Origin of the sequence: Peptoclostridium acidaminophilum DSM 3953, from assembly GCF_000597865.1 — a bacterium.
GTDB lineage: Bacteria > Bacillota > Clostridia > Peptostreptococcales > Peptostreptococcaceae > Peptoclostridium_A > Peptoclostridium_A acidaminophilum.
In genome coordinates, this window is record NZ_CP007452.1 from 444,793 (window position 1) to 462,166 (window position 17,374).

At 37.4% G+C, this 17,374-nt stretch carries 9 protein-coding genes; all 9 read left to right on the plus strand.

Annotated features, from left to right (window positions below; all coding sequences use genetic code 11):
- Window positions 1-6: 6 nt before the first annotated feature.
- Entirely contained in the window at window positions 7-2,772 is a 2,766-nt protein-coding gene (locus EAL2_RS02360) for a phage tail tip lysozyme (protein ID WP_025434819.1), read from the plus strand.
- Between the two features lie 11 nt (window positions 2,773-2,783).
- A complete protein-coding gene (locus EAL2_RS02365) occupies window positions 2,784-3,020 on the plus strand; it encodes a hypothetical protein (RefSeq protein ID WP_025434820.1) in 237 nt (78 codons plus the stop codon).
- A complete protein-coding gene (locus EAL2_RS02370) occupies window positions 2,998-4,644 on the plus strand; it encodes a CD1107 family mobile element protein (RefSeq protein ID WP_025434821.1) in 1,647 nt (548 codons plus the stop codon). The genes EAL2_RS02365 and EAL2_RS02370 overlap by 23 nt, the downstream gene beginning before the upstream one ends.
- Before the next feature lie 70 nt (window positions 4,645-4,714).
- A complete protein-coding gene (locus EAL2_RS02375) occupies window positions 4,715-6,430 on the plus strand; it encodes a DNA topoisomerase 3 (protein ID WP_025434822.1) in 1,716 nt (571 codons plus the stop codon).
- 24 nt (window positions 6,431-6,454) lie between these two features.
- On the plus strand, window positions 6,455-7,483 hold the full coding sequence (locus EAL2_RS02380; RefSeq protein WP_201770172.1) for a DNA cytosine methyltransferase: 1,029 nt from the start codon (window positions 6,455-6,457) through the stop codon (window positions 7,481-7,483).
- Window positions 7,461-7,883 (plus strand): hypothetical protein, encoded by a 423-nt coding sequence (locus EAL2_RS02385; RefSeq protein WP_025434824.1) that lies wholly within the window; start codon window positions 7,461-7,463, stop codon window positions 7,881-7,883. The genes EAL2_RS02380 and EAL2_RS02385 overlap by 23 nt, the downstream gene beginning before the upstream one ends.
- Before the next feature lie 20 nt (window positions 7,884-7,903).
- A complete protein-coding gene (locus tag EAL2_RS02390) occupies window positions 7,904-16,312 on the plus strand; it encodes a helicase-related protein (RefSeq protein WP_025434825.1) in 8,409 nt (2,802 codons plus the stop codon).
- 46 nt (window positions 16,313-16,358) lie between these two features.
- Window positions 16,359-17,024 (plus strand): DNA-binding protein, encoded by a 666-nt coding sequence (locus EAL2_RS02395; protein ID WP_025434826.1) that lies wholly within the window; start codon window positions 16,359-16,361, stop codon window positions 17,022-17,024.
- Window positions 17,025-17,164: 140 nt separating this feature from the next.
- Window positions 17,165-17,374, plus strand: coding sequence for a helix-turn-helix domain-containing protein (locus EAL2_RS02400; protein WP_025434827.1), 210 nt, complete (start codon window positions 17,165-17,167; stop codon window positions 17,372-17,374).

Below are 17,374 nucleotides of genomic sequence, written 5' to 3' on the forward strand. Positions count from 1 at the left end.
TGCTCTATGTCAAACAAACGAAGGAGAGATTTTTCAGAAAAGGCTAGTAGAAAAACAAATGATAATTCACTACTTGAGCGAGAAGAACTTGAAAGAAGTAAGCTGAAGCATTCTGATGATTACAGCAATAAGCGAGTGGAAGTATCTGAACGTTTTCAAGAGAAGGTAAAGGAACAAAGTAATCGATCTGCTAAAAGAGAAGCTACGGAAATTGAATCAAGTGGTCGTAGGAAAAGGCATAGAAGTAGTGATGAAGTAAAAGAATCTATAAACGATGAAGTATCTGTATATAGCAATCAAGATTATAAAAGTGAATACTCGCCAGATACTGAAAAGAAAGCAGTTAAGAATAAATCAGGTGAGCGAAGAAATGAAACAAATCCTATTGAATCTACTCAAAATCAAAAAGAGAAAAAGGCTAAACAAAGAAGCCAGCAAGCAAAGATTCAAAAAGAAAAAGAAGCTCAGTTAGAAACCCAAACAGCTGTCGTGCAAAAAAGCGAGTATGTGTTAGAAATATATGATCCGCTCTCAAAAGATATGGACAATGATGGGGTCATCGATCGCTACGATAATGATTTTAGGGATTCGACTATCAGCTATGAGGAAAAAGATAGAAAACTGGTTCAAGAGAAAAACTATAAGAGGAAAAACTATAAACAAGAGTTTCATAGGAGCAGTAAAGCTCAAGAACCTGTATTGGAGACAAAAAGGACTAAAAATGAGGAGTTGCTGAAAGATTTACCTGATGATAGAAAAATTAAAAACATTCAAAATAAGCAAAGAAAAGACCTTTCTAAAGTTCAAGATTCAAAAGGAAATCTGAAAAAGAAAAATTCACTTGCCTTAGCATCCACTGGTGCCGTTTTAGAAACCACAAAAAGGTATTTAAGAAAAGAAAATGATGATAATGCCGGTGTGGATGCCAGTGAAAAATCCCTTGGAGCAAGTTCAAAGCTCGTTCATGGAATCAAAGACTACCGAATTAAAAGACAGAATAAAAAAGTTAAGGCAATCAGAAAATATGATGACAAGATTCTACTAAGAAAATCAAAGTTAGAATTTAGAGATGCCACAAAGCTTTCAAAAGCAGAAGAATCTTATCAGAAAATGAATGCTTATAGGAAATTTCAAAAAAGAAAGCGGATGAAGGCAAGCATCTACAAGCAGAACGATGTCGGAATCAAAGATAGAATAAAGAAGGCTTTTATAGGTGCAATCAAAGGTACAAAAGAGCTGATTAAAAAGAAGGCGACAAAAATCGGAGTGATTCTTGTTAGCCTTTTTCTTTTCCTATCGGTTATTTTAAACGCTGTCTCGCTACTGGGAGGATTAGGCGGAATTTCTAGCATGATTCTTTCCAGTTCCTATTTGACAAGCGATAAGGAGATTACAGTATCGGATGAACTTCTACAAGAACTGGAAGCTGATTTAATCATCAAAATACAAAATATCCCAACAAATTATCCAGACTATGACAGTTATCAGTATCAAGTGGGTTCGATTGGGCATGACCCTCAAGTCTTAGTCGCTTATTTAACAGCAAAATATGGAGAGTATCGCTTTTCAGAGGTTGAGGGTGAAATCCATGAGCTTTTTAAGAGTATGTATCAGCTGAAACTAGAAGAAAGAGTTGAAACTTATACGGTGACTGAAACCAGAACGAGCACAGATCCTGAAACTGGAGAAACAACAACAGAGGAAGTTGAGGTGGAAAAGACTAGAAGAATTTTAATCACAACATTAACTTCAAAAAGATTAGAGGATGTACTTGATGGCAGATTAAATGAAGAACAACAAGAACATTATGAAGTTCTTAATGAGACCAAGGGAAACTTTATGAATCTTCATTCCCCGATTCAAGGAGAATGGAAAAATAAGATTACCAGTATGTATGGATACCGAGCAGATCCATTTACAGGAGAAAAGAAGTTCCATACTGCCATCGATATTGCGGATGTTGAAGGGACACCTCTTCTAGCAGTATTTGATGGGATCATCACCTATACAGAGCATTCAGATTCTGGATATGGGAATTATGTGGAGCTGACAGATAAAGAAGGCAATATGGCAAGATATGCTCACGCAAGCTCTATTAGTGCAAGGATTGGTCAAGAGGTTAAAAAAGGAGATGAGATTGCAAAGATGGGAACGACTGGCAACAGTACCGGCTCGCATTTGCACTTTGAGCTTTACCTAGCCGATGGAACAAGGGTCAATCCATACTTTTATCTTTATTCAGAAGAAGCCTTTAACAGTTACACCAGACCAAGTGTCTCTAGCTTTAATTCCTTTAACTGGCAAGGTGGAGATGTTCAAGAAACAGTTTGGGGATATCTGGTTACACATGGTTATACGCCAGAAGCAGCAGCCGGAATTATGGGCAACATCGAAGCTGAATCTGGTTTTAATACCTCAGCAGTTGAAAGTTCTGTTACAAACCCTGGAGAAGGGATTGGCTTAATCCAGTGGAGTTTTGGCAGAAAAGCACAGCTTATTGCATTTGCTCAGTCTCAAGGTAAATCTTGGTCAGATATTGGTGTTCAGATTGCTTTCTTAGATTATGAAATGAATGGAGCAGAAGGAACGGTATTTCCAGGTGGAGTGAATGGCTTTAAGAATCTTACAAGTATTGAAGAAGCAACAAGTCAATTCTGCTGGCTCTTTGAAAGACCGAATGTGAACTACGCTCACTACGAGAGAAGAATCAGTGCAGCTCATGCTTACTATGAGATGTATAAAGACTTTGACGCATCGGTGGTGACACCATAGGAAGGAGAATTATGCGAAAAGAATTAACACAAACAAGACAAAAAAAGAAAAAATTAATGGAAAAGAGAGCTCTGATTGATGAACAATTGGAGCTTTTATCTTTGAGAGAAGAAGAATTGGAAAATGAAGAAGTCGTTATCGTTTTCCGTGAAGCAAATATCACCTTAGAGGAACTGATGGAACAGTTTAAACAATTAAAACAAGAAAAGAAGGAGAAAACAGTTTATGAAAAAAACATGGAAGTCTAAAGCAGCAGCAATACTGGGTGCAGCACTCATTATGACAGGAATTGTAGGAGGTATTGTTGGATATCCAATCGTGGTAGCGGCAGCCAATGAAGTCACATCTGAAGAGGAACTTCAGCATAAAGAAGAACAAACGGATTTATCAGTGGAGGGTATTAAAGTTCTTGAAGATGAATCTAATGAAATTGATGAACGTCTCAAAAAAATTGAAGAAGTGCTTACTTCAGAACAGGAAACGAACCAAGAACAAAATCAGCAAATTGAAGAGCTGAAAAAACAAATGGAAGAACTGGCTGAAGAAAACAAGAAGGTTCAAGAGGAACTGAAAGTAGCCGAAGAAGCAACAGCCAAACTTCAAGAACAATTAAAAGACCTTGAAGAGCGTGTGGAAGCTCTGGAGAAAGAAACTGAAACGTGCTGCAAAATTGAAATCACAATCAATAGTGAAAATGAGAGCTTGAAAAAAATCGAGGAACTTACAAAGAAACTAGATGAGATTTCAAAGAAAATAGCTGAAAGCAACAAGGCAGCCGAGTCTCAAAATTCTATCAATGAGGAACAAAGGAAAGAGATTGAAAAATTACAGGCTGAAAAGGCGGATCTTCAAAAGCAGATAGATGAACTAAAGAAAACAGCTGAAAATAAAGAAACTTCTAAGGAGCTTGAATCCATTCAGAAGAAATATGATGAAATGAGCAAGCAGCTGGAGGGATTAAAAAAACTGATGGAAGAAAAGGATAGCCAAAAAAATACGGCTACTTCTACTTCTGAAACGGTAAAAAAAGAGGAAACTAAGTCTACTACGACCTCTCCAGTTAAAGATTCAAGTGGGACAACTGGAACAACATCGGGAAATACAGTAGTTTCTAGCACACCAATTAGAGAATCATCGGCTACAACAACAAGTGATAATACAGCTGAAACAGAAGTTCAAATCAGGTATCCAAACAAGCTAACACCAAAAGAAACAGGACAAACTTCAACTACAGGAGCCGCAACATCACAAACAGCAGATAGTTATTACGGTGCTTCAAATCAAAATAGCCAAGTGGCAGTGAAGACCGAAAAGTCTGGTACAGGTGGTGCAAATGCCAGTGTGACTGAGAATGTCGATAATGCGAATGGCGAATATCCAGTTCATCACGGAGATGAATCTAGTGAGCTTTATAGTGCGGATGCAAGACAATTTGTAACCTTCCAAACCAAATCGGGAAAGAATTTTTATCTCATCATCAACCATGATGAGGAATCGGAGAATGTCTTACTTCTTACCGAGGTTTCTGAAGCCGATTTAATGCACATGGTGGAAGAAGAGGTTCAAGAACCTGTAAAAGAAGTTGTTAAAGAAGAACCAGAGCAAGTTGAGATCGAAGAAGAGCCAGTTCAAGAAGTGGAAGAAAAGAGCAACTTTGGAACTTACTTAATTTTGATTTTGGTTATCGGTGGTGTCATAGCAGGTGGATACTACCTGAAAGTTGTAAAAGGCAAAGAAAAGGAGGAACTGAAAAAACTTGAAGAACCTGATGATTATGTATCTGAAGCAAGCGATGATGACACAGATGAAGAATATGAGTCAGAGGAAGTAGAAGAAACAAATGACGAAGATGATGAGGACATCATTCTCTAACAGAGAAAAATTATGAGGACACAAGGGGCAGTCGGAAATGGCTGCTCTTTGTATTTTACAAGGAGGAACAATGAAATTAATAATTGCAGAAAAACCAAGCGTAGCTTTATCTATTGCAAAAGTTGTTGGAGCGAGTAGTAGAAAAGATGGCTATATCCAAGGAAATGGCTACATGGTGAGCTGGTGTGTCGGTCATCTGATTCAAATGGCAAGTCCAGATAAATATGATGAGAAGTATGCTAAATGGAATTTAGATGATCTGCCAATCTTACCGAAAGATTTCAAGTACGAGGTTTCTAAGAATACGAAAAAGCAATATGGAGTGCTTAAGAAACTACTTCATTTAAAAGAGGTCGATACAGTTATAAATGCTTGTGATGCAGGGCGTGAAGGTGAACTCATATTTCGCTTAGTTTATGAAGAAGCCAAATGTAAGAAACCTATCAAAAGGCTTTGGATTTCATCCATGGAAGATGAAGCAATCAGAAAAGGGATTGAGAGTCTTGCCAGTGGCAAAGACTTTGAGAATCTATTTGAAAGTGCAAAGTCTAGAGCCATCGCCGATTGGCTGGTAGGAATGAACCTGAGTAGGCTTTACTCCTGTCTTTATAATCAAAACTACTCGGTAGGAAGAGTACAAACACCAACGCTTTCAATGATTGCTGAAAGAGATAGTGAGATTTCAAGCTTTATCAAAGAACCATATTATGTGGTTGAAATTGTGACCGATGAGTTTTCGCTATCGACAGATCGTATTGATTCAAAAGAGATTGCTGAGCAACTCTCAAATCTAGTTCCAGAAGAACTTATCGTTACCGAAGTCATCAATAAAGAGAAGATAACAAAACCTGAACCGTTATTTGATTTAACTGCTTTACAAAGAGCAGCGAACAGATATTTTGGGTTTAGTGCAAAACAAACTCTTGATTACCTTCAAAGTCTTTATGAAAAGAAGCTTGTGACTTATCCGAGAACAGATAGTCGCTATTTAACTGATGATATGAAAGATACAGTCTCTGAAATGTTAAACACAATGGGGGGAGGCTTTGAAAGGGATGCTAAAAATATAGATTCTATCTTCAAAAATGAAAAAGTAAGTGACCATCACGCTATTTTGCCAACACTTGCAGCAATGAAGAACGGTCCTGGTACTCTTCCATCTTCGGAGCAGAAAATCTATGACCTAATACAAGCCAAACTCTTGATGTGTACGAGTTCAAATTTGATTGAAAGCACGACAAAAGTGATAGTGGAGTTTGATGGAGTTACATTCTCAGCAAGCGGAAAAACTGTTCTTGAAGAAGGCTTTTTTGGGTTCGTGAAACCTTTTTTGAATAACAAAAAGAATGAAACAATTTTGCCTAAACTAAGTGAAGGAGATGTTCTTTCCATCAAAGGAAGCATTGTTAGGCAAAAATTCACGCAACCACCAAAGCATTTCACAGAAGAAACACTTCTAAAGGCAATGGAGCTTGCAGGGGCAGAGGATATCGAAAAAGGAATTGAAGTTGAACGTAAAGGTCTTGGAACACCGGCAACAAGAGCAGGTGTTATTGAGAATTTAATTTATAAAGGCTTCATCGAAAGGGATAAGAAAAATCTTCTTGCAACACATAAGGGAATGAGCTTAATTACGATTGTATCTGAAGAATTTCGTTCTCCGAAAAAAACAGCTGAATGGGAGATGAAGCTCTCAAAGATTGCAGATGGGAAAGAGAGTTCAAAAGATTTTCTAAAGGATATTGAAAGAGATATTTCAAACCTGGTAAATCACTACCAGAAATAACTGAACAAAAGAGATTTTGGAGGGATGAGTAGAAAAAACTTGTCCCTCTTTTTTTATTTGAAGGAGGTGAAAGCAATCGAACAAATAACAGTATTAGAACTCTTTGGAGGGATTGGAGCAATTAGAAAAGCACTCATCAATCAGGAAATACCATATAAGGTCATTGACTATATCGAGAACGATAAAAATTGTGTGAAAAGCTATAACCAGCTCTATGGAGAAGATTATAAACCCCAGTCAGTAACGGATTATCATCCGCCAGATGAGAAGATAAATATTCTTATGCATGGTAGTCCGTGTCAAGATTTTAGTCGAATAGGCATGAAGCAAGGCGGAGAGGTTGGTAGTGGTACACGGAGCAGTCTTCTCTTTGAAACAATACGAATCCTCAAAGAAATGAAAGAAAAACCCACATGGGTCATATGGGAAAATGTAAAGGGAGTCCTAGACAGAAATATGCGGGATTCCTTTTTTTATTACCTGAAAGAGCTTGAAGATCTTGGTTATCAAAATAAATTTGAGATTTTAAATGCGATGGACTTTGGAGTGGCTCAAAAACGAGAACGAATCTTTGTCGTGAGTGGTTTAAAGGATAATACATTCCAATTTGAGAATCTTGAGAAACGGCAAGCTCCCAGTATCAAGGAAATACTAGAAACGGATGTTTCAGAGAAGTACCTCGTGCATCAGCCTTCCATGCTAAAACTCATGGATACAAATAATGACTACCGAAGAGACTTCAAGGCACGAGTTCAAATTATTGATGACTTTGCTTACACGATTAGCACTAAGCAAATGAGAATTCCAAATGCTGGTCTAGTTGATTTAGGAAATGGCAAGTATCGCTATTTGACCGAGAAAGAGTGCTTTTTGCTTATGGGCTTTAGTGATGAGGATTTTAAAAGATTAAGAGATATCTATCCAGAAAAAGAAAAAACAACTTCAAGCATTTTATACAAACAAGCAGGTAACAGTATCGTTGTTCCTGTTCTTGAAAGCATCTTAAAAGAAATCGTAAAAGGAGAAGAAAATGAAAGCATTAAACAAGATTAGCATTTTAGATTGTGATGAAGCACAACAAGAAAATCATATGAAGGAAATAGAAAAGATATTTAAAAAAATCTATTCCATCAAGAACTATGACTGTCTATATACCGTTGAATATGTAGATGAGTATCACAGGGATCATCGAGAGAAATATATTACGAATGATGATTTGCAAAGCCTAAACGATATTCTTGAAAGCACAGACTTCAAAAATGGTATGGATGTATATGTTAATGAAAAAAGTTTGGTGTTTCTAGTTCATGGTCAAGGCTACACAAGACTTGGAGAATATCATTTAGTTGAGACGAAAGTAACAGTACAAGCTTTTGACAACTATGGTTATGAAGTTGACTTGGGAAGTTTCTTTCAAGACAAGAAAAAGGATAGAAATGAACCAAATCTATAAAACAACAGAAGGAGGAAAACGTGAGGATTAATGATTTTCAGCATCAGATAGAACTCATCAAGCAAGAGGTATTGAACGATGATAGGAATTATGTTCAGCTTTTGCAAACGATGGGTAATAACTGGCGATATGACTTTATCAACCAGTTAAGCATATACGACAAAAATCCAGGAGCAACAGCTTGTGCCAAGTTTGATTTCTGGAGACAGAATTTGAACCGAACGGTAATGATGGGGCAAAAAGGGATTCCAATCATTGAAGATTATGGGTACTACCAGAAGGTAGACCATATTTTTGATGTAGAACAAACCATATCGAAGAATAAAGAGGTCAACGAAGTCCGTATATGGAAATTTAAAGAAGAAGATCAAGAGATCATTTCTAATATGATTTTAATGGAAGGTCAAGAAGTGACGGGAGATTTACGAGGAGACTTCAATACGCTCATCAGGTTAAAAAGTGAAAATATATTTAGCTCTTTGATGAATGACCTTAGAATTCAGGAAGAAGACCAAGGTGCATTTAGAGAGTTTCTAGAACAATCAGCACTTGTAAGTTTTTCGACAAGGTTAGGTATATCAGTTGAGGTTGATTCTATAGCCTTTCAAAAGGGATTAGAAAGACTAGATGGAATCTCGCTTATGCAAGTGGGCGACGAACTTACAAGACTTAATAAAGAAATTTTGGAAGAACTCATTACAAAAAGTAATGAGAAAATGAAAAATAGGCTGCTGACAAATGTAAGGGCTGCCGAATATAATAAAAGTAACGATAAAGAAGGAGGATTAGATAATGTATTTCGAAGAGATACCAATGATAGACTTAACGAGGACGGACGAGTTCTCAGATCTGGCAACAACGCAGGAGATAGCCGAGAGAATCAAGGAGAAAACACTGAATCAGCTAGAAGAGAACAAGGACTTCATAGAGAGATATCCCAATCCGATATACGCAGCGATGAGGCTAGAGTTTCTAGCAGAGAGCGAGAATCAGGAACAGTGGGAACTTCTGACAGACCTATATTACGAGAAGAAATTAGTACCACATCTCATGGAAACACAGGAAAGAGCCATTCAAATGATGAGGGTCGAGAAACCGAGAATGATGGAAGCTTGGGAATTGACGGAGGAGATGAAGACCGAAAAGCCACAGGAATACGAGGGGCAAATGAACAATCTGATTTCGAGCTTGAAAGAGATCATCATCAAGGAAGTAGTCGAAGCTTAGAAAATCAAGAAGGAAACGAAGGTGAGGAAGTCAAACAATCGGCTTCTTTTTCTTTTTATTCAAAAGATAATTCCGATGAACTGATGCCAAATGAGATTCTAGATAATGTTCCAAAACTTTACGGACAAGAGTCTACTCCACTTTTAGATCAAGTAGTTCATGCAGCCTATGTTATTCCACTAAGAAGTAATTGGACATGGTATTTGACTGAATATGATGAAGCGTCTGGTGATGCCTTTGGTTTGGTTGCTTGCATTGAGCCTGAACTTGGGTATTTCAATTTGAATGAACTAAAGAGCCTTGGTGCACAAAGATTGATTTTGGAAGACTTTCCAAAAAGTTATAGAGAGCTTTTAGATACAGAACTCTATAAACAACTAACGAGTGATGAGCTAGTAAGCGTATTTGGTTCGGAGGTGTTATCCAATAATTTAGAAGCAGAAAATATTGAAGAAACCCAGTTGCCAAAACTATCCTATGAAGAAACCGATAAGGGCTTAGATGTCTTTTACTCATCTGGAAATACAGAAGATGAAAAGCTAATCGCTCAAATTGATGGTGAAAGTAGCTCATATAACTGGATAGATGAGTCCTTTGCTAGAAAAGACATTTATCAAGAGGTTTCAAAAGAGTGGTGGAATAATTTTCGGCCGAAATTCTGGCAAAAACAGGATGAGAAACTTGCTGAGTATGACCTGGGATTTTACTCGATGGGCAATGGCTATGTGGTAGGCAATAAACTTGAAGAAGATCGAGGGACTGGAGACTATAAAAAGCTTGCCTTAATTGAAGCGAACAGAAATATTATCTTCTATGAAGAAAATCTGCCTGATGAAATTGTTGGTGAGATTAAATTTGTAGCTTATACAGACAATGATAGAAGATCTGAGACACAGAGTGATTCCAATATTTTTATAACTCGTGCTCCGATTGATATTAGCAATTTAAATGATGAGCAAAAAGAACAAATCAAAAAGGGATTAGAAACTTTATCCTTAGATCAAGTTTTAAGTTATAGCAAAAGTGGGATTCCTTCCTGGCAGATGGAGCAAACTCGTTGGTCGCTTGAAAAAGGAATATCTATTGAGCAATCAAATGCTTTAGCGGGTTCAAAGCTAGATGTTGGTGACTTTAATATCCTTCGCTCTTATGTAGAAGCGGGCATTTTCATTGAACAAATTAATGAGCTAAACCAAGGCTTTCTGACTACGCTTGAACTCATAGCCAAAGGCAATGAAATGCTTGAGCTTAATAAAACAAATAAAGAAGTTATTGTTGAGCCAGATAAAACGAATGAGCAAATCGCCCTTGATTTAGAGAACGAGGTGTTGACACCAGATTTAAAGGTTGGACAACTCGTTTATTATGACCATGAAGCGTATACAGTAAGGCGAGAAGCTGCTCTTAACCCAATTACAAAGAAGTATGATTTGTGGATTTCACCAGTCGATGAGAAGAACCTAACAGTTCCCATCGTAAGCTTTGAAAATGAAACAGAACTTTTCGAGAAGATTCAACTCGAAAGGCCAACTTTCTTGATTGGAGATGAAGTTCTCTATAAAGAAAAAGCTTGGACAATCACTGGATTTGATTCAATGGGCGATATTAAAACGGTGACAATAAAAGACCATGAAGGATTTCTAGGCGGATTTATTACTGGTTCAGAAGTTGTTATTTATCGTAAAGAATCAGACCTTGATTCAATTCTAAAACCAATTCATGAAGATGAACTTGTGGCTGATGATGAAGCAGATATCATTACTCCAAAACTAGTTACAAGCAACTATCACATGTCTACTGATGTTTTCCAAGAAAATCTGACACCATCCGAAAGGCTTGAGAACAATAAAAAAGCCCTAGAGACCTTGTTCGCACTTGAAAAAGAAAATCGTAATGCGACACTTAAAGAGCAAGAGGTTCTAAGTCGCTATGTTGGCTGGGGTGGACTGGCAGATACCTTTGATGAAAACAAAACTGGTCAATGGCAAGCCGTGCGAGAGTTCTTAAAAGAAAACCTGACTTCCAAAGAATACGATAGTGCCAAAGAAAGTACTCTTACAAGCTTCTACACTCCCCCACAAGTAATTGAAGGGGTTTATTCAGCTCTATCACAAATGGGATTTAAAACAGGGAATGTCTTAGAGCCTAGTATGGGTGTTGGTGCTTTTGTAGGCTGTATTCCTGATTCGATGAAGGATTCAAAAGTATATGGTGTTGAGTTAGATAGTATTAGTGGCCGTATTGCTAGAAAGCTTTATCCAGAAAGTGATATTCAAATAAAAGGTTTTGAAGAGACAAATTTCTCAAACAATTTCTTTGATATTGCCATCGGTAATGTTCCCTTTGGAGACTTCAAAGTAAATGACAGAGAGTACGACAAAAATAATTTTCTAATTCATGACTACTTCTTTGCTAAGACCTTAGACAAGGTTCGAAATGGTGGTGTGATTGCCTTCATTACTTCTAGTGGAACACTTGATAAAAAAGATGAGAGTGTTCGAAGGTATCTTGCCGCACGTGCAGAATTTCTAGGAGCAATAAGACTTCCTAATACCACTTTTAAAGGGCAAGCAGGTACAGAAGTAACCAGCGATATTATCTTCCTAAAGAAAAGAGATAGCATTCGGGATCGGGATGAGCCTTGGATTCACCTAGGAAGCGATGAGAAAGGGCTAAACTACAATCAGTATTTTGTGGATAATCCTGAGATGATTCTAGGTGAAATGACTGAGGAAAGTGGGCCCTTTGGTAACAGGGTCGTTTGTATCCCAAATGAAGTGGATCTGAAACGTCAGTTACAGACTGCAGTAGAGAAAATTGCAAGAGAAAACCACTATGAAGAAATTGAACTTGATGTTGATGAAGAAGTAACGCTACCGGCAACGGATGATATTAAAAACTTCTCCTATACCATCATTGATGACAAGGTTTACTTTAGGGAAAACTCTATTCTCATTCAAAAAGAAGTGACAGAGAAGAATAAAGAAAAAATTGGAGATTATCTAAAAGTCACAGAAGCTCTAAAAGATGTAATCGAGGCACAGACGCAAGGTTCAAGTGATGAAGTTGTTGAAGGCAAGCAAGTTGTTCTAAATGAAATCTATGATGCCTTTTCTAAAAAACATGGCTATCTGAACTCTTTGTCTAATACCAGAGCCCTAAAAGAAGATAGCAACTTCCCATTAGTATCCTCAATCGAGGTACTTGATGATGAGGAAAATTTCAAAGCAAAAGGCGATATCTTTAGCAAGAGAACGATTGTCAAAGCACAGAGTATTGACCATGTTGATACATCATTGGAAGCCCTGGTTTTGTCTATCTCCCAAAGAGGACGAGTTGATTTTGACTATATGACTGAATTAACTGGCAAGGACAGAGAAATACTCATTCAAGAACTGTATGGTGAGATCTATCTGGATATTCAGGAGTTCGATCAGTTTGGTAATAGTAAACCTTTCCAGAACGTGCTTGATGATTCTGAGTACCACTTTAACTATGTGACAGCAGATGAGTATCTGAGTGGAAATATCAGAGAAAAACTCGGTGTCATCAAAGAGTACGAATCCCATGTTTCAAAGCTTTTATCCAAGCGTTCCTACTTCCAAGGGGGAGAACGATTTGAGATTGATGAAAAAGAAGCACAAGTACTGGAAAAAGAATATATGGCACTTCAACATCAACATCAAAAACTTGAAGAAGTGATGCCTGAGAGGCTCACTGCTTCAGATATCAATGTGCGTTTAGGAGCAACATGGATTCCAACAAAAGATGTAGAGCATTTCATGTTCGAGACATTAAAAACACCTGGATATAATCGCTGGGATATCAAAGTGAAGTTTTCACCAATGACTAGCGAGTGGAATGTTGAGGGTAAAAGTGTTGATCGAGGCAATGACCTTGCCGAATTAACCTTTGGTACAAGCCGAGTGAATGCCTACAAGCTCATTGAAGATGCACTGAATCTAAAGGAAACAAAAGTCTTTGACCAAGTTGTCAACCCTGATGGTTCAAAAAGTTCCGTACTCAATAAAAAAGAAACATTACTGGCTGGGCAGAAGCAAGAACTTCTAAAAGAGGAATTTAAGAATTGGATATTTCAAGAACCAGATAGGCGAAATCGGTTAGAGAATATGTATAACGAGCGATTTAACTCAATTCGTAATCGGGAGTATGACGGAAGTAACCTAACCTTTGAAGGAATGAATTCAAAGATTGATCTAAGAGAACATCAACGTAATGCTATTGCAAGAAGTCTTTATGGTGGGAACACCTTGCTTGCCCATGTGGTGGGTGCTGGTAAGACATATGAGATGGTGGCTAGTGCGATGGAAAGCAAACGACTTGGGATGTGTAGCAAGTCTTTATTTGTAGTGCCAAATCATCTAACTTCGCAAATTGGGCGTGAGTTTATGCAGCTCTATCCTGGAGCAAATATCATGGTGGCCGACAAAAAGGACTTTGAACCAAAGAAAAGAAAAAGACTGATCGGCCGCATTGCAACAGGTGAGTATGATGCAGTTATTATCGGTCATTCACAATTCGAAAAGATTCCCATGAGTAAGGAATATCAGGAGAAGCATATCAATGACCAGATCGATGTAATCATCAATTATATCAATGATTACAAGTACGATAGGAATCAAAATTTTACCGTCAAGCAATTAGAAAAGACAAAGAAGAAACTTCAAACAAGGCTTGAAAAATTGACAGATGATTTTAAGAAAGATGATGTAATTACTTTTGAAGAACTAGGAGTTGATAAGCTCTTTATTGATGAGGCTCATAACTATAAGAACCTATTTCTCCATACTAAGATGAGAAATGTGGCAGGTATTGGTCAATCGGAAGCTTTTAAGTCTTCTGATATGTATATGAAGTGTAGATACATGGATGAGATGACTGGTGGAAAAGGAATCGTCTTTGCCACTGGTACACCAGTTTCAAATTCTATGACAGAACTTTATACCATGCAGAGATACCTTCAATTTGATGATTTAAAAAAGAATGGCTTAGAACACTTTGATTCATGGGCGGCGAACTTTGGTGAAACAGTCTCTGCTTTTGAGCTTTCACCAGAAGGTACAGGATACAGGGTGAAGACAAGATTTTCTAAGTTCTTCAATCTTCCAGAACTTATGAGTATGTTCAAAGAAGTGGCAGATATTAAAACAGCAGATATGCTAAATTTGCCAATACCAGAAGCAAGGTTTGAAGTTCTTAAAACTATGCCATCAGAAGAACAGAAAGAAATCCTTGCAAGTCTATCTGAACGTGCAGACAAGGTGAGAAATCGAAGCGTTGAGCCTGAAGAAGATAATATGCTCAAAATCACCAGTGATGGAAAAAAACTCGCTTTAGACCAACGACTAATTAACCCTCTGTTACCAGATAATCCTGATAGCAAGGTAAATGTATGTGTAAAGAATGTCTTTGCCATTTGGGATAAAACTTCTGAGGAACGTTCAACACAGCTCCTGTTCTCGGATATGTCCACTCCTAAAGGAGATGGAGAGTTTAATATTTATGATGATGTTCGAGAGAAATTGGTTGCACTGGGGATTCCTAAAGGTGAAATAGCCTTTATTCATGAAGCCAATAGCGACAAACAAAAGGATGAACTCTTTGCCAAAGTTAGAAGTGGCGAAGTTCGTATATTAATGGGTTCTACGCAAAAGATGGGTGCCGGCACAAATGTTCAAAATAAGCTGATTGCACTTCATGATTTGGACGTTCCTTGGAGACCCTCTGACCTAGAACAAAGGGCAGGAAGAATTGTACGTCAAGGGAATGAAAACAAGGAAGTCAATATTTTTAGGTATGTTACTGAAAATACCTTTGATAGTTATTTATGGCAGACAATTGAGAACAAACAAAAGTTTATTTCGCAGATTATGACATCTAAGACTCCAGTTCGTGTAGCAGAGGACGTTGATGAATCAAGCCTAAGCTATGCAGAAATTAAGGCTCTAGCAACAGGGAACCCACTTATTAAAGAAAAAATGGACCTGGACAATGAAGTGACGAAACTGAAAATGCTTGAAGCAAACTACAAATCGAATCAATATCGACTGGAGGATAAAATACTAAAGTCCTATCCAAATGAGATTGCAAGGCTTGAGAACTTGATTGAAAACATTAAACAAGACTTAGTGGTAGTAGAACCAAGGGCGTTGGGTGGAGATAAGTTCACATCGTTGACACTAGATAATCATCGATATACAGATAAAAAAGACGCTGGAGAAGCCTTATTAGAGTCTGTAAAGTCTGTTGGTATCAGAGATAGTAAAGTCATCGGAAAGTATCGTAATTTTGATTTAGAAGCGTCTTATGATAGCTTCCATAACCTATACAAGTTTACCTTGCAAGGCAAAGCCAAACATAAAGGAGAATTTGGTGTAAGTGCAGATGGTAATATCCAAAGGCTTGATAATGTCCTAGATAAGATGGGCGAAAGACTTCAGACTTTGCAAGATAAGTTAGAAGCAACGAAAGATCAGTTAATCACAGCTAAAGTGGAGGCAGAGAAACCTTTTGAAAAAGCAACTGAATTAAAAGAAAAAGTCCTGCGACTTGCAGAACTGAATCGTATCTTAGATATGGGCGAAGTAGAAGAAAAGGAAAACAAGAATCCACTGATAGAAGATATAAAACGTGTCATCGTCGACTTCTGTAATGAGGAATATGACGAGGAAAATAAGTATGAGGAATTTGATGCCTTATACCCTGATTTAAGGCATGTGGGTATTGCTTACACGGAATCAGAAGATGGAAGGCATGAAATCCAGTATGAGCTCGATTTAGAAAGTTATTCTTGGTCTCAGCTAGTAGATGGTGAGGTTATAAGTTCAGGTAGCTTTATGGAACAAGGAAATGAAGAAGTTGCCTTACTAGACCTAAAACGCCATGTAGAGAGCATGACTTTCTCTGATATGGTATTTGTCAATGAGAAAGACCTAGAAGCTAAAATGAGGCTTAGAATCGATGAGAGTGGCACTTGGTATGATCCACTAGATAAAGATATGGACGATGATGGGGTTATTGATCGTTATGATGCCGATTTTAGAGATAGCAAGGTTGGAGATATTGGAGACCTAGAAAACTCACAAGAAAAAACATCAATCTTAAGTCAAATTAGAAGCTATCAATCTAGCGAGAAAAACGATGAGCAATCAGAAAAGAAGAATCAAGAAAAAGAGAGGTAGCCAATGTGCTACCTCTTAATCATTTAACACACAGGAGGAATAGAAAATGAATTTTGACGAAACTAAACAAATGATTAATCAGATGATGGATGAGAATTATAAGGACTTTATAACAGCCTTGGTTAGTATAGAAAAAGGAATTAACGATAAGCAAGCCTTGGATGTTGTGTACGAGGACTTCATGGCAAGTGATAATGCAAGCTTACTTCATGAGGACTTTGATTATTCGATTGAAAACCTAAGAGAACAAGGACAACTCAAACAGCCAGATGCCATTGAAGTGGATCAAGATGATTTAGTGAATATTGTTGGGAATGTCGTTGGTGAAGTTGAGATTGTAGATCGGGAAAATAAGGATGGTACAGCCTTTAAGGTTGTCAACTTCTCTGTCGTTTCAAAAGATGACGATGGTAATAAAACTTATACAAACTGCTCTGCATACGGAGAAAAAGGTGAAATACCAAAAGATTTCAAACGTGGAGACTTTGTAAAGCTGTTTGGTCAGATGAGAACCTCATTTGATGAGAATGGCAAGGAACATTCCAATGTTCGTATCTTATCATCGAAGCTGCTAAAGAGTCGTGAACAGATGAATGAGAAGGCTGAGAAGCAAGAAAAGAAAACTTCAATCCTAGGAGCAATCAAAGATTATCAGAAGAATGATAAGAGTAACGACTTAGCAAAGAAAGAAAATAAAGGACAAGAAAGATAATGAATTGGTCGGTGTGGTCTTCGGACTACACCGGTTTTTTATTGCTGAAAAAAGTACGAGAAAACAGAAATAAATAGTGCAAAAACAGTAAAGTGATGATATAATATGTAGGATAACTACATCTGTGGATGGAGGGGGAAATGAAAGAACTTAGTTATAAAAAACTCTTTAAGAAGTTAATCGATGTTGAAATGAAAAATTTCGAACTTATGGAAAAGGCAAATATAAGTAAGAGCACTTTTTATAAGCTTAAAAATAATGAGAATGTAACAACCGAAATATTACTGAGAATTTGTAGCGTATTGGAATGTGATATTTCGGAAATTGTAGAATGTGTGGAGGCTGAATAG

What these genes read in the sequence shown, in the direction of transcription:
- EAL2_RS02360 (WP_025434819.1), top strand. Translation starts at nt 7, where the DNA reads ATGTCAAACAAACGAAGGAGAGATTTTTCAGAAAAGGCTAGTAGAAAA.
- EAL2_RS02365 (WP_025434820.1), top strand. Translation starts at nt 2,784, where the DNA reads ATGCGAAAAGAATTAACACAAACAAGACAAAAAAAGAAAAAATTAATG.
- EAL2_RS02370 (WP_025434821.1), top strand. Translation starts at nt 2,998, where the DNA reads ATGAAAAAAACATGGAAGTCTAAAGCAGCAGCAATACTGGGTGCAGCA.
- EAL2_RS02375 (WP_025434822.1), top strand. Translation starts at nt 4,715, where the DNA reads ATGAAATTAATAATTGCAGAAAAACCAAGCGTAGCTTTATCTATTGCA.
- EAL2_RS02380 (WP_201770172.1), top strand. Translation starts at nt 6,455, where the DNA reads ATGAGTAGAAAAAACTTGTCCCTCTTTTTTTATTTGAAGGAGGTGAAA.
- EAL2_RS02385 (WP_025434824.1), top strand. Translation starts at nt 7,461, where the DNA reads ATGAAAGCATTAAACAAGATTAGCATTTTAGATTGTGATGAAGCACAA.
- EAL2_RS02395 (WP_025434826.1), top strand. Translation starts at nt 16,359, where the DNA reads ATGAATTTTGACGAAACTAAACAAATGATTAATCAGATGATGGATGAG.
- EAL2_RS02400 (WP_025434827.1), top strand. Translation starts at nt 17,165, where the DNA reads ATGAAAGAACTTAGTTATAAAAAACTCTTTAAGAAGTTAATCGATGTT.